The sequence below is a fragment of the Amycolatopsis sp. M39 genome (assembly GCF_001651785.1).
GTDB classification, from domain to species: domain Bacteria; phylum Actinomycetota; class Actinomycetes; order Mycobacteriales; family Pseudonocardiaceae; genus Amycolatopsis; species Amycolatopsis rubida.
On the sequence record NZ_LWSF01000018.1, the window covers coordinates 258,580 to 272,594 of the forward strand.

General features: G+C 67.2%; 9 protein-coding genes and 1 pseudogene. 8 read left to right on the forward strand and 2 right to left on the reverse strand.

The features are described from left to right. Positions 1-223 (reverse strand): hypothetical protein (locus A4R44_RS52690; protein WP_369805965.1); only part of this gene is annotated, 223 nt, incomplete at its 3' end. Here A4R44_RS52690 and A4R44_RS49400 point away from each other — a divergent pair. Then, positions 164-3,193 (forward strand): SDR family NAD(P)-dependent oxidoreductase, encoded by a 3,030-nt coding sequence (locus A4R44_RS49400; RefSeq protein ID WP_369805964.1) that lies wholly within the window; start codon positions 164-166, stop codon positions 3,191-3,193. The genes A4R44_RS52690 and A4R44_RS49400 overlap by 60 nt on opposite strands. Positions 3,194-3,224: 31 nt before the next feature. Then, positions 3,225-4,205, forward strand: coding sequence for an LLM class flavin-dependent oxidoreductase (locus A4R44_RS31035; protein WP_232791861.1), 981 nt, complete (start codon positions 3,225-3,227; stop codon positions 4,203-4,205). 401 nt (positions 4,206-4,606) lie between these two features. Here A4R44_RS31035 and A4R44_RS48405 read toward each other — a convergent pair whose 3' ends face one another. Continuing rightward, positions 4,607-4,759, reverse strand: coding sequence for a hypothetical protein (locus A4R44_RS48405; RefSeq protein ID WP_157905050.1), 153 nt, complete (start codon positions 4,757-4,759; stop codon positions 4,607-4,609). A gap of 982 nt (positions 4,760-5,741) precedes the next feature. Here A4R44_RS48405 and A4R44_RS48410 point away from each other — a divergent pair. From A4R44_RS48410 to A4R44_RS31070, 6 genes and pseudogenes are all read left to right on the forward strand, one after another. Continuing rightward, positions 5,742-6,221 carry an AMP-binding protein gene (locus A4R44_RS48410; protein WP_067588585.1) on the forward strand — a complete coding sequence of 160 codons (480 nt, stop codon included), beginning with the start codon at positions 5,742-5,744 and terminating at the stop codon, positions 6,219-6,221. Further along, positions 6,194-7,225 carry an AMP-binding protein gene (locus tag A4R44_RS31045; RefSeq protein WP_232791862.1) on the forward strand — a complete coding sequence of 344 codons (1,032 nt, stop codon included), beginning with the start codon at positions 6,194-6,196 and terminating at the stop codon, positions 7,223-7,225. The genes A4R44_RS48410 and A4R44_RS31045 overlap by 28 nt, the downstream gene beginning before the upstream one ends. A gap of 71 nt (positions 7,226-7,296) precedes the next feature. Beyond that, positions 7,297-8,442 (forward strand): annotated as a pseudogene (locus A4R44_RS52695) (amino acid adenylation domain-containing protein); the annotation flags it as partial. 82 nt (positions 8,443-8,524) lie between these two features. After that, on the forward strand, positions 8,525-12,613 hold the full coding sequence (locus tag A4R44_RS31060; RefSeq protein ID WP_095213738.1) for a type I polyketide synthase: 4,089 nt from the start codon (positions 8,525-8,527) through the stop codon (positions 12,611-12,613). A 148-nt stretch (positions 12,614-12,761) separates the two neighbouring features. Then, the gene (locus A4R44_RS31065; protein ID WP_067588595.1) at positions 12,762-13,202 is read left to right on the forward strand and encodes a nuclear transport factor 2 family protein; all 441 of its coding nucleotides are present in this window, start codon (positions 12,762-12,764) and stop codon (positions 13,200-13,202) included. Positions 13,203-13,302: 100 nt separating this feature from the next. Beyond that, positions 13,303-14,015: Rieske (2Fe-2S) protein (locus A4R44_RS31070; RefSeq protein ID WP_198545495.1), on the forward strand; the 713-nt coding region annotated here is incomplete at its 3' end.

The window sequence follows — 14,015 nt, forward strand, 5'->3', positions numbered from 1 at the left end:
GGTGGATCCCGCGCATCTGATGGCTCGCGAAGTGGCCGCCCGGTTCGCCGAGGAGAACGGCGAGTTGTGGGCCGACGTACGCCGGTCGACCGGAGTCATCACCGCGTACAGCGGAGTGCCAGGCGCTCTCGGCGGAGCGGTAATACGCTGCTATGCCGAGGATGTGTTGAGCGGCTTGCGCGGAAACGCCACGGGTGATGTATCCGCCGATACGGTCGAACACGCTCTGGCCAGTCTTCGAGAGCGGTATCCCGCATGCACCGAAGACACCCAGCCGGGGGTCATGCCCAACGTCATCGGCTCCCGGATCACCAGCCGCTACGATCTCAACGGCGCGAGCATCACGGTTGCCGCCGGCCGGGACACCGCCCTGGCCGCGCTCAACACGGCCAGCCGGTACCTGCGCACCGGCGAGCTCGACCTCGGGCTGGTCCTCGCGCTGAGCTACCAGTGCGGTGCGCTCTCCGGCCGCACGGCCGAGACGGCGGAACCGGCCGCCGAGGGGGCGTTTCTCCTCGCGCTGGCCGAATCCGGTACGGCGGAACGGCACGGGTGGCCGGTCCTGGCCGCCGTGCGGCCGACCGACGACGCAACGTCCGTTCGCGACGCGACCGTGCCCGACTGGGACTACCTCGGCGCCAACGCCGCAGTAGAGCTGCTCAAGGCATGCGAGACCGGCGCGCCCGTCGACCTGCGGCCAGCCGTCCCGCGTGGGACCGGGCTCCGCGTATCTCCAGTTCGACGCGGAACTGTCACCCGGTACCAGCGAGCTCTGAGGCCAACCGGTCCTGTCGCGACCGCGGCCCCGGCTCCTGCCACCGGCGAAGGAATTGCCCTCATCGCCGACAACGCTCTCGCCGGACGCCTCTCCGGCACGATCCTCACCACTGATCCTCGCGAAGTACGGGCCGGAACTCGTCTCGTTGCCGACCTCGACGATCCTGACGCGATGCAGAGCCTGCACGCGCTCCTGGACTCGGCGCCACCTCGGCTCAGCGTGGTCGCGGACTTCACCGGTACGGACCAGGCTTCGCTTGCCACGCCTTCGCCAGCACTGATTCGGCTTCACGACCTGTTGTCGCTCGCGGTGCGACGGCTTGCGTCCCGCTGGGACGCCGGCGGTTCGCTCGCAGTGTTGTTGTGCGGGCACGCCAAGACCGCCGACGACGGTGTCCCGCTGCCGCATGCCGCCCTGTTCACCGGCTTCGTGAAGAGCCTGTCGTGGGAACGGCCCGCCTCGCCGATTTTCGCGGTGGTCACCGATGCCACCGGAGACTCCGCACTCGGTTTGCTGGCTGCCGAACGACAGAATCCCCGTCCCGAGCCGGTGGTGTGGTACCTCGAAGGCCGGCGCCATACCGAGATCCTGACCGAAGCTCCCCTTCCCGCCTCGCCCGGGCACCTCCCGCTGAGCGATGCCTCTGTGGTGCTCGCCAGCGGCGGCACCGGTGGAGTGACTATCGAGCTGCTCGACGCGCTTGCCCGTCATGCCCGGCCTCGTGTGTGGCTGCTGGGCCGCACCGTTCTGGCCGAACAACCGAACCTGGCCCACACCGCCGAGTGTACGAAGAGCGATCTGATCAGCCGGCTTCGCCGTGACGACTCGGCCAGACCGTTGAAGGAGATCGCGCGAGAGGCCAGCCTCCTGATGCGCGCCCGCGAGGCACGCCGTGCCCTCGATCGGCTGCGGAACACATTCGGCACGGACCGCGTGCAGTACCTTTCCTGCGACGTCCGCGATCCGGGCGCCGCAGGGGCCGCCGTGGAGACAGTCCTCCGGTCCGAAAGCACGGTCGATGTCGTCTTGCACGCTGCGGGGGTCTTCCGTCCCGAGAACGCCGACACCAAGCCGCTGTCCCGTTTCCGCGCTGTCCGGGACACCAAGCTGCTCGGATATCAGAACCTGAAAGCCGCTTTCGGCAGCAGGCCACCGTCGCTGTGGTGCAACATCGGTTCCGCCGCGGGCACTTACGGCGTTCCGGGAGACACGGATTATGCCTCTGCCAACGACTTCCTCGCCGCCGCGAGCAGGCTTCGCGCCCCAGGCACTAGAGAGCTGACGATCGGCTTCCCGCTGTGGTCCGGCACGGGCTACGGCTCCGATCCGCTCAACCGCAGCTACCTCGACCGGCAAGGCCGCTTCACCGCCGTCTCGTCCCGCGAAGGCACCCGGATCTTCCTCTCGGAACTGGCTTCCTCGGACTCCGGGGAATCGTGCTATCTCGGTGACCGCGAGCGCACCCTGTTCTCCCGCGCACGGCCTGGCTACGTCGGCCCGATCGCGGCAGCCCATTCTCGGTACTTGAGAGAGGAGGCAGGCAAGTCGGGCCGCGAAACCCGATGGCGATGCACTTTCGACCCGGACGTCGACCGCTTTCTCGACGACCACCGCGTGGACGGACGGCCCGCCGTGCCGGGCACATTGATGCTCGAGATCGCCGCACAGGCCGCCGAGGCCATCCGCCCGGGCCTGGCCACCGCCGGGTTTCGCGACGCCCGGTTCGAGCGTTTCATCAGACCGTTCTCCGGCAGGCGACCGCGCACCGTCACGATCAAGGCAGTGCCCGTCGGAGAATCCCGTGTCACAGTCGTCCTGGAGAGCGACGTCGTCGCCCCGGACGGCTCGCTCATCCGCGCTGGACAGCGGCATTTCCGCGCTGACGTTCTGCTGGGCCGCCCGGGAGAAACCAGTGCCGCGCCGGTGCGCGCGGTCTCGCCGCACACGAGCTGGCGGCCGGTAACCGATCCCTACTACCAGACGAACTCGCCCGTGCACCTGCGCGGCATCTTCGCCAACACGTCCGGCGCGCGCGTCGAGGGGAAGCGAGCTTGGAGCCGATGGCAGCCGGACTTCGACGGCAGCGAATTCCTCGGTGCCATGCACACACCGTTCCTCCTTCTGTGCGCCGCCGCTCGCGCGGTCGCGCTTCCGCTGCGAGATCGGGATCGCCAGGCGGTTTACGTTCCCAGAGCCATCGGGAGAATCGACCTGCACGCCCCTGGCCGCAATGACCTCGGGCTTACTTCCGACCACGCCACGGCCGGAATCGAACTGTCCACAACAGACCTGTCGTCCTGCCGCGCCGTGACCGGCACCGGCACGACACTGCTGGAACTGTCCGGACTCTCCATGGAAAAGCTGGGGGAAATCCCCGACACCGCATCTTGCACGGGACACGAGCAGATCCACTGATACCGGCGAGGGAGAGTGTTCCGTGACCTGGATGCTCCGATACGACCTGCGCAGCGCCCCGGGCATCGGCGCCCCGCACGACAAGCTCTATCCGGCGGTCCTCGAACAGAGCGCCTGGGCGGACCGGCACGGCTGCGACGGGTTTCTGTTCGCCGAACACCACGAGTCTCCCGACGGGTATCTACCTTCTCCGGCCGCGCTGGCGGCAGCGGTCGCCGCCCGTACCGCACACGGGCGGCTGCTGATCGTGCAGACGCCATTGCGCGACCCGTTCGCGATGGCCGAGGACATCGCCGTCGTCGACAACATCTCTTCAGGCAGGGTCGAACTGCTGCTCACGATGGGATACGTCCCCGCCGAATTCGCTTTCTACGGCGAACAGTTCGCGCACCGCGTGGGCACCTTCCTGGAGAAGTCCGCCGTTCTCCTCTCCCTGCTCGCCGGTGAGCGGGTGCATTACCGCGGGCGCGGCGGAACGGTAACCCCGCGCCCGGTTCAACGTCCCCGGCCGCCGGTACGGTTCGGCGGCGCCACTCCCGCCAGCGCCAGGCGCGCGGCACGGATGGCGGACGCCTACATGCCAATGATCCCGGATCCGCAACTGCTCGAAATCTACCGCGACGAATGCGCCCGGCTCGGCGGCACTCCCCTGGCCTATCCCTTTCCCGGTGCGGGGCTGTCGGTCATCGTCACCGAGGATCCCGAGCGGACCTGGGCCGTCGTCGCCCCCTGCCTACGGCACGACGCCAACTCCTACGCCCGCTGGAGGTCCGCCGAACCCACGGCGAGCCCCTACCAGACGCTGTCCAGCGACAGCGAAATCCGCAACAGCGGCCTCCACAGCGTCGTGACTCCCGACGAGTGCGTCTCACTGGCCCGGCAGGTGCCCGCGCCCGCGTCGCTCTTGCTGCATCCGCTCGCCGGCGGAGTCCCGCCCGATGTCGGCTGGCAAAGCCTGCACCTGTTCGTCGACAAGGTTCTTCCCCCGCTGGCGTCCGGCAGCCCGCAGTGAATCGGGCCTTCCCAGGAAGCGGAAATGGCGGGACGGCAAGCAGGAAGCGGGCGACCGCATCCCGAGCCTCGGTTTTCACCCAGCCTGGAAGGAGGTCCATCGTGGAGTTCGCTCTCGCCTGTGCCCAGGACGCGACACTCCCGAGGATGCTGTCGTGCACCGTGTCTATCGCTCGCCACTCGCCCAGCGCCAGTGATGGTCGACCAGCCAGCCACGATCGGCACGCTACCGGTCGCAGTCGCCCGGATTGCCGCGCTACTTGCCGAGCACCGCATTGCCAGTCCGTTCTCGCTGGCGGAGAGCATGAGCGCGGTCCACGAGCGACGATGCCGTGGCCGGCAAAGGGCTCAGCGTCGTACCGGTTGCCCGCGTACTTCCCACCTGCGGACGTGCCTTGGGGGTCACTCCGGCCGGTCGCCGACCACCGCGCCCCAGAAGGCTTGCACTGCCGATTCCATGGCAGCCACTGCGGATTCCGTTCGGTCGGCAGCCTCGTCCCCGGTCCGCTCGATGTCGATCACCCGGTCTGCGGCAACGAGCAGGTCAGGAGGCACCGCGCGATAGCTCTCGACATACGACCCGATGGCCGATTCCCGGGATAAGAAAACCGAGTTAACAATAGTTATCTTTGCGGCAAAAGTATTTCATAAATTTAACCTCGTCCGAAGTTTTCGGATCGTTATCTAACTGTGCGTGCTTTACGCATTTGATAAGCATCTTGCAATATACCATCATGCCCGCGAGCCGACAACCTCCTCAAGTGATGGTCGGCGAACATGCCTCCACTCCACGGTCGGGCAAACAATAACCGAGGGACGCAGCGCCGGCTAGTTGCCGCGACCGCCAGTCCGCGAACAGCGGCGACCGCGATCTTCGGAAAGCATTGCCCGGCGAGCAGATCTGGCACCAGATAACTAGAATAACGTCGGCCCACGCAGTAGCGCCATCGAAGATTTAACGGTTTCATGCCCACGCCCGCCGTCACCGCAATCGACGCTGGACGGCTTGAGCCACTCCCTCACCCCGCGGCTGCATCTCTCGACCATGCGGCCTGAACTCGGCAGGAAAAGACGCCTGCCGCCCCGTTGGGCACGCGATCGCAGGCACACCTGCTGGCCGAGCCGTATCGAGAGTTCCGGCCACGACCTGGATGCCCGCCGGGAAGCAAATTTCAACGGCGTCCCCCGTTCGGCTGCGGACAATTCCGGTGAACCATTCCCATCCGACTGGAGTTCGTTGACATTGACTTCGGGTTGGGCAATACTGAAATTCGCAGAAGCGACCGAGGCGTCCACGCATTCCCGTGGAAAGCAGCCCCCACGCCGCGGCGCGTTCGGACGGCTCGGCATTTCCTCAGGAATATTCCTGTCACGGCGACGATGCGCTCGTTGCTCGTGGGCGAGCGCCCAGCACAAAGCGGGCAGCTGGATTGCGCATCGGTTTGCAGTTCCTGCGGAATGGGCCGATGCCACAGTCCGACGCGTTCTCCTCCGCTCGGCGGCAACGTTGTCCGACCTACGAATCCAGGATCATGAAATGCACATCCACGATCTCGTCACCGCGCACGCCCAGCGCACGCCCGACCGCCTCGCCGTGGTCTCCTCGGCTGAGCGGATCACCTACCGGGATCTCGACGCACGCGCCAACCAGCTGGCCCGTCGCCTACGGGACCGCCAGGTCCGGCCCGGCGACAAGGTAGGCGTGCAGATTGCCCGTTCCCCGCTTTCCGTGATCGCGGCCCTGGGGGTGCTCAAGACCGGTGCCGCCTATGTGCCCCTGGACGTCGACTACCCGCCCAGACGCGTCGCCGCGATGCTGGAGCAGAGCGGTTCGTGCGTCGTCGTCTCGCCGCCGGAACGACGAGGAGGGCCGTTCCGGCTCACCGACCTCGCATTCCGAGAACCCTCGGGGAGTCGCGTGGGCCTCGCCCCCCCCACGCGGCGGTGTTGTTCACCTCGGGATCGACGGGTACCCCTAAAGCCGTCGGGGTGTCGCATCGAGCGCTCTTGCGCCTAGCGAACCGATCGTGGCTGCCCGCTTCTGAGGACAGTGTCCTCGCCCAGACCTCGCACGTCTGCTTTGACGCCTGCGCGTTCGAGACGTGGTTCGCCCTGACGAACGGGATCAGGCTGGTGATCGTCGATCGCGAGACGCTGCTCGCGCCGGAGGTGTTCGAAGCTCTCATCCGACGCGAACAAGTGTCCATGGTATTCCTCACCACAGCGTTGTTCCACGAAATCGCCGCCGCCCGCCCGGCGACATTCGAGGGTGTGCAGACCATCATCGTGGGCGGGGATGTGCTGGGCCCGGGCTGCGTGCGTCGAGTACAGCGTGCGAGCGCGCCAGAGCGGCTCATCCACGCGTACGGACCTACGGAGAACGGTGTCTTCTCCACCTCCTACGATTGCCGACAGCTGACACCGGCCGCCACCACCGTGCCGATCGGTCTGCCTGTGCCCGGTTCCACCGTTTATGTCCTCGGGCCCTCTGGAGATCAGGTCGAAACCGGCGTGGCTGGTGACCTCCACGTAGGCGGAGACGGTGTGTCGGACGGATACCTGCGCCAGCCGCAGTTGACCGCCGAACGCTTCAGACCGGACTTGTTCGCCACCGGTGAGGGTGCTCTGCTGTACGACACCGGCGACCGCGCCCGCGTGCTTCCCGACGGGAATCTCGACTACCTCGGGCGGCGCGACAATCAAGTGAAAGTTTCCGGGTTCCGGGTCGAGCCCGGCGAGGTCGAGGCGGCCCTGTTGCGCCATCCCGGCATCCGCCAGGCCGCCGTGGTCGCCGTACCGCGCGGCGTCGACCGCGCGCTGGTCGCCTATCTGACCGGGGCCGATGACCTCGACAACGACCGCGTTCGCCGGTATCTCCGCGCCGAACTCCCCGCCCACTCCGTGCCGGGCAGCATCATCGTCACCGATCGCCTGCCGTTGACGCCGAGCGGGAAGATCGACCGCCAAGCGATCGCGCGCCGATCCACGGCGCGTCGCGAATACTCTCAGGAGGGCTGGTGAACGACATCCTCCGATCATCGCGTCGCATTCACGACCTGATTCTCGATCAGGTCGCCGCCCGGCCCGACGATGTGGCTGTCGATGCCGCGGACGGGACTCTCACGTTCGCTCAACTGGATCGGCGCGCCAACGCGCTCGCCAATCGGCTGCAGGACCGCGGGCTCGGACCGGAGGACGTCGTCGGCGTATGCCTCGACCGCGGCATAGACCGCGCAGTGTGCCTGCTGGCGATCTGGAAGGCCGGCTGCGCATTCCTCCCGTTGGATCCGGCCTACCCCCGTGAACGCAACGCCTTCATGATCGAGGACAGCGACACGGCCCTGTTGCTGACGCGTTCGGACCTGGCCGCGCGCAACCTCGCGGACGCCCGGCCGGTGGAGATCGTGGACGACGCCGCGGAGCGCGAACACGCTTCGCCGCCGAAGTCGGCGGGACGACCGGACAATCTCGCGTTCGTCACCTACACATCAGGTTCCACCGGTCGCCCCAAGGGCGTGGCGCTCGAACACCGCCAACTCGTCGCGCACATCGACATCGTGCTGGGGGAACTGGGAACAGGGCAGTCGGAACGGGTCCTTCAGGCATCGTCGTACAGCTTCGACATGTGCCTGTGGGAGTTCATGTACGCCCTGGTGAGCGGGGGAACATTGTGCATGCCGCCACCCGGCGTCGCGCTGATGGGGTCTGACCTGTCACGCGTGCTCCGCGAGTCCCGTGTCTCCTTCGCGGTGTTCAGCCCCTCGGTGCTGCTGCACCAGGAAGCCGAAGAATTCCCTGAACTCGCCACCATTGTGTGCGCAGGCGAACCGCTGCCTCAGCAGGTGGTCGATACCTGGGCGCAAGGACGGCGCCTGATCAACGGGTACGGACCGGCCGAGGCCGCTTTCCTGACCACAGCGGGGCATTGCCGTGCCGGAGCCGAACGGCCTTCGATCGGACGGCCGCTGCCGCGGATCGACGTGCGCATCCTCGACGACGCGGGGCGGCCGGTCGCCCCCGGCGTCGACGGCGAGATCCACATCGGCGGCCCTGGCATCGCACGGGGCTACCTCAACCGCCCGGGGCTGACCGCCGAGAGGTTCCGGGCCGACCCCTTCGGCGAACGGCCCGGCGCACGGTTGTACCGGTCCGGCGATAGAGCCCGTTGGCGGCCCGACTGCATGATCTCGTTCCTGGGCCGAGTCGACCACCAGATCAATATGGACGGGTTCCGCATCGAACCCGAGGAAGTCGAAGCAGCGCTGCGCACACACCCCGCGATCCGCTCGTGCGCGGTGGCGTCCCGACCGGACCGCACGGATGGTCGCCTACGTAGTCTCAGAGGCAGGGACCCGACCGGCAGCAAACGAGCTGCGGAGACACCTGGGCGGCACGCTGCCCACGCACATGATTCCCTCGCATTACCTGACGCTGGCAGCCCTCCCGATGTCCCCCAATGGAAAAATCGACCGGGCGGCGCTCCCCGGTCTGGCCGACGGGGCAACCGCCCCGTTCACCCCGCCCGACAGGACTGCCATTGCCGCGCTGCGTTCCATCTGGTGTGCCTTGCTCGGTGTGGGCACAGTCGGGATCGACACTCCCTTCTTCGACGCCGGCGGCACTTCGCTGATGCTGGTACGTCTGCGATTTCTGATCAGGCAACAGCTCGACCGCGATGTGGACATCGGCACTTTGCTGGCGGCGCCGACCATCCGGGAGCTCGCGGCGCGTCTTGCTCAGCTCGCACCACGAGACCGGCAAGAGCCCGAGGCCGCACCGTCCTCGGCGCAGTTCGATATCGCGGTCGTCGGCATGGCGGGGCGCTTCCCCGGTGCCGATACCGTGGAGGAGTTCTGGCACCTGCTGCGGGACTGTCGCGAGGGCATCAGCCACACCGGGGGAACGGGCCGCCAACCGGGTCACGTCGGTTCGGCGGGCCTGCTGTCGACGGGGTCTGGCTTCGACCGGCACTTCTTCGGGTTCACCCCCTCCGACGCGGACCTGATCGACCCGCAGCAGCACCTGTTCCTGGAAACCGCCTGGGAAGCCATGGAGAACGCTGGTCATGCGCCGCTAGGCTCATCTGCGAAGATCGGAGTGTTCGGCGGCTGCGGGCCGCCGCACCACTGGCTGCGGGCGGTGGCCCAGGCCCCGCCGTCCACGGCGTCGGAGGAGCTGCGGAGCTTGGCCGGCAACCCGCTCCAATTCCTGACGGCGCACGTCGCCCACAAGCTGCGGCTGCGTGGGCCCGCCGTCACCGTTCACACCGCGTGCTCGACGTCCTTGGTCGCAGTGCACCTGGCGTGCAAGAGCCTCATGGCGGGAGAGTGCTCTATGGCGCTGGCGGGCGGCGTCAGCCTGCTTCCCCCGCACGCTGACGGCTACGTGTACGAAGAGGGCGGGACGTTCTCGTCCGACGGCCGCTGCCGCCCGTTCGACGCCAGCGCGGGCGGTCTTGTGCCTGCATCAGGGGTCGGCGTCGTCGTTCTCAGAAGACTCACGGAGGCCTTGGCCGACGGTGACGATGTCCACGCCGTCATACGCGGTTCCGGGCTCACCAACGACGGCGCGAGGAAGGTCGGCTTCACGGCACCCGGCGTCGAAGGCCAGTACGAGGCGATCACCGCCGCCCACAGCAGCGCCGGGTTCGCCCCCGACACCATCGATTACGTGCAAGCACACGGAACCGCTACCGCGCTCGGCGACCTGGTCGAACTGAAAGCGCTGTCCCGAGCCTTCCGACCTCGCGCGGACAGCGCAGCTCGCTGCGTCCTGGGGTCGGTGAAGAGCAACGTCGGGCATCTGGACTCCGCCGCCGGCGTCACAGGGCTGATAGCGACCGTACTCGCCCTGCGGCATCAGATGATCCCCGCCACGCTGCACTTCCAGCGTCCCGGCCCGGGCCTCGACGAGAGCCTGTTCCACGTTAATTCGGCCACCATTCCGTGGAGGGCCGACAGCACACCGCGCCGAGCGGGCGTCAGCTCTTTCGGGATCGGCGGAACCAACGCGCACGTCGTGCTTGAAGAACTGCCGGCCCGCTGCGCTCCGCCCTCCTCCGGCTCCCCGGAGCTCCTGCTGGTCTCCGCTCGAGACAGCGCGAGCCGCGCGATCACGGCCGCCCGGCTCACGCGGGCCCTGCGCGCGGACCGCTCGATCCCGGTGGCAGACGCGGCGTTCACACTCCAGGCAGGCCGTGCTCCCATGACCTTTCGACGCGCCGCGGTCTGCGGCGAGGGGATGGACCCGGCCGATGCGGTCGAGGGTACCGGCGAGGGCAGGTTCTTCGAGGACACAGCGGCCGAACCGGAACCGTCGGTCGCGTTCGTGTTCCCCGGCTCCGGCAACCAGCACGCCGGAATGGGAGCCGACCTGTACCGGACCGAACAGGTATACCGGGAGGGAATCGACCGGTGCGCCGACCTGTTCGACACCGTACTCGGGTGCGACCTGCGCTCCCTGCTGCACAGCACGAACCACACCGGCGACCGCGCAGACCTGGCGTGCGCCATGGCCGCCATCGTCACCACCGAGTACGCATTGGCTCAACTGCTGAGGGAGTGGGGCGTGCGCCCGGTCGCACTGCTGGGGCATAGTCTCGGCGAATACACCGCCGCCTGCGTCTCCGGCGTGATCTCTCTGTCCGACATGATCGAACTGGTGGCGCTGCGAGGCACGCTGATCCGCGATCTGCCGGCCGGCGGCATGCTCGCCGTCCGACTGTCCGAACAGGACACTCTACCCTTGCTCGGACCCGACCTGTCGTTGGCCGCGGTGAACGGGCCCCGCCAATGCGTCGTGTCCGGGCCCAGCGACGCCGTGCACGAACTCGAGAGACGGCTGGGCCAAGAGGCCGCGCACCGGAGATTGCCGGGCGACGCGGCACTGCACAGCTCGATGGTCGAACCCCTGATGAGCGTGTTGCACACGGCCGCCGCACGGGTGTCGCATGACATACCTGAGATCCCCATCGTGTCAGGACTGCGCGGTGACTGGCTCACCCAGGCGGAACCGATCGATGCCGGGTACTGGGCACGCCACCTGCGGGGCACCGTGCGATTCTCCGACGCGCTCACCACTCTGCTCAAGGACCCGGACCTCACAGTGCTGGAGGTCGGTCCGGGAACGAGTCTCACCAAGCTCGTCGGCTTCCACCCCGCCGCCGGCGACGACCGCCTGGTCTTGCCGACCTTGCCCCCACCGGATATGCGACGAGACTCCCACCCGGTGCACGCTGCCGTCGCACAACTCTGGTGCCGAGGCGTCGACATCAACTGGCGGGCCGGAAAGGGCGGTCGACGCCGGCGCGTCGCCCTGCCCACCTATCCCTTCGACCGCGGCGGACACCCGAGATCGTCACCACCCGGACACAGCGAGCCCGCCACGACCATCTCGAACGACCCCGCCCGCGAGCTCGCCCGACTGTGGTGCGAGCTGCTGGGCACCCCCGCAGCGTCCCGGGAGGACGACTTCTTCGCTCTGGGCGGCGACTCCAACCTTGCCATTCGACTGCGCAGCCTGATCCGCCAGCGCCTCGGCATTCACTGTCCGCTGCACACTCTCATGGCCCACCCGACCTTCGGCGACCTCCACGACCATCTGCTCCGGCCTCCGCCGGAAGCCGAAAACACGAGCGGCACCGACCAACCACTGCTGATTACATTGCGCGCGCGCCGGGACCGCTCCGCCCCCTCGTTGGTCCTGGTGCAGTCCATCGGCGGCACGGTGTACTCCTACCGAGCGCTAGCCGAGCGCCTGCGCTCCGGTCCCGGAATCCACGCACTTCGTGCTCTCGGCCTGGAACCAGGCGAAACTGCTTGCCACAGCGTCACGGACATCGCTACGCGATACGTCCGGGAGCTTTCCGCGCGCGGCATCTCCGATCCCCTCGTGCTGGGCGGCCACTCGTCCGGCGGAGTCATCGCCCAGGAGATGGCAAGACAACTCTTGGACAGCGGGGCCGCTGTGCCGCTTGTAGTGCTGATCGATACCCTGCCCATAGCGGATTCCCGAAGACTCGGCATCGACACTGCCGAAGGCCTGCTGGCGGTCCTGGACGCGTTCCGCGAGACCGCGCCGGATACCTGGAAGGCTTTCCACAACGCTCTCACCCTCGATCCCGCCATCCGAGAGGTCGTCCGCGCGACCAACCAAGCGATCAAAGAACACGAACCGGCCTCCTGCAGCACAAACCTGCTGTTCCTCCGCGCACGCGAGCGCGACACCGTATTCGACCCGCACCCCGAAACAGCTTGGGCCCCGTATTTTCACGGTGATGTCGCCGTGCGCACCGTGGGTGGCAACCATCTGACCATGATCGAATCTCGCCACGTCGACGCGATCGCCGACGCAGTAGACACTTGCCTCGACACAACCGCGCACTGCCGATTCCGGGACCCTCCGGCATGAAAACCCGTCAGGCCCGCGGTTCAAAGGATTCAACCCACGCGATGTCGTCGTCCGGTCCAGACCGAGGGCGAACTCGACAGCAAGGCTTCGGACGCGGTACCCCGCCGCGCGATGGTCCACCCGATCGAACGACAAGGAGTGCAAAGACATGCCGACTGACAACCTCGAGCCCGCAGTTGCCAAGGCCGTCGAGCGATGGGCCGTCGCGCTGCGCGAGAACGACATCGAAGCGCACCTGGCCTGCTTCGCACCCGATGTTCGGATTACCGACGCAGCCGAAATTTTCAACGCAGCCGACCGCGACATCCTCAGGACGTCCCTGACGTCCTGGTACGAGCAGTTCGAGCACGACGGTCTCGAAGTGCACACGTGTTTCAGCGGCAGCGGGCGCACTGCCGTGCAATGGCGACTATCCGGACAGGCGCGCACCAACAACGGCGAAGCCACGCGGGACGCCGTTGTCGGCGCGCACTTTTCTATCCTTGGGCTGAACGTGTTCCGATACTCGGCCGACATGAGGATCTCCGAACTCGGCGCCTACGGGGACACCGCTCTCCTGCGCCGTCAGATATCGCGATCCACAAGGTAATCGCACTGACCCGCACCACCTGTGAACTCCGACCGGACCGGGAGGTAAGCACATCATGTCAACGGAACGGAACGATGGCCCGGACGACCGTCCCCGTCGAGTGCTGGCGCTGAAGATTCCGCCAGAGGGCCAGAACGGGTTCTCCCGGAACTGGTATCCCCTATGCCTGTCCTCGGACGTCGAGCACCATAACGTGGTCGGCCGCGACTTCCTCGATGGTCGGGTAGTCGCCTTCCGCGACCGAGAGGGCACCGCGCACGTCACAACTGCCTATTGCCCCCATTTGGGGGCTGATTTGTCCGGCGGCGATCTCACCGAGGAGGGGCTGCGCTGTCCCTTCCACCACTGGGTCTTCGACGGATCAGGCACCTGTGTGAGGACCGGATGCGACGACAGCCCACCTCCGAAAGCCCGGCTGTTCGCCTACCCGGCCGCGGAACGCTACGGAGTGCTCTGGGTCTTCAACGGAGACTCACCGGACTACGACCTCCCGCAGTTCACACGAGCCGCTGACCAGCTCGTCTGCCGCGCGATCGAATTCGACGAAGTGTTTCCGGTGGACCCCTGGGTGGTGATGGCCAACACACCGGACCTCCAACATCTCAAGGCGGTTCACGGATTCGTCTTCGACGACCGCGACCCGGATCCGGACGACTTCGCGTGGGATGAACGCTCGTTCCGCTACTTCCTCAAAGGACGGTTGCCTTCCGGCGACCGTATCGACGCCGAGGTAGGCATTGTCGGAACGAACGTCTTCCGGCAACAGGGACTGTTCCGCGACCGGTGGTTCGGCTTCCTGATGGCTTTCACGAT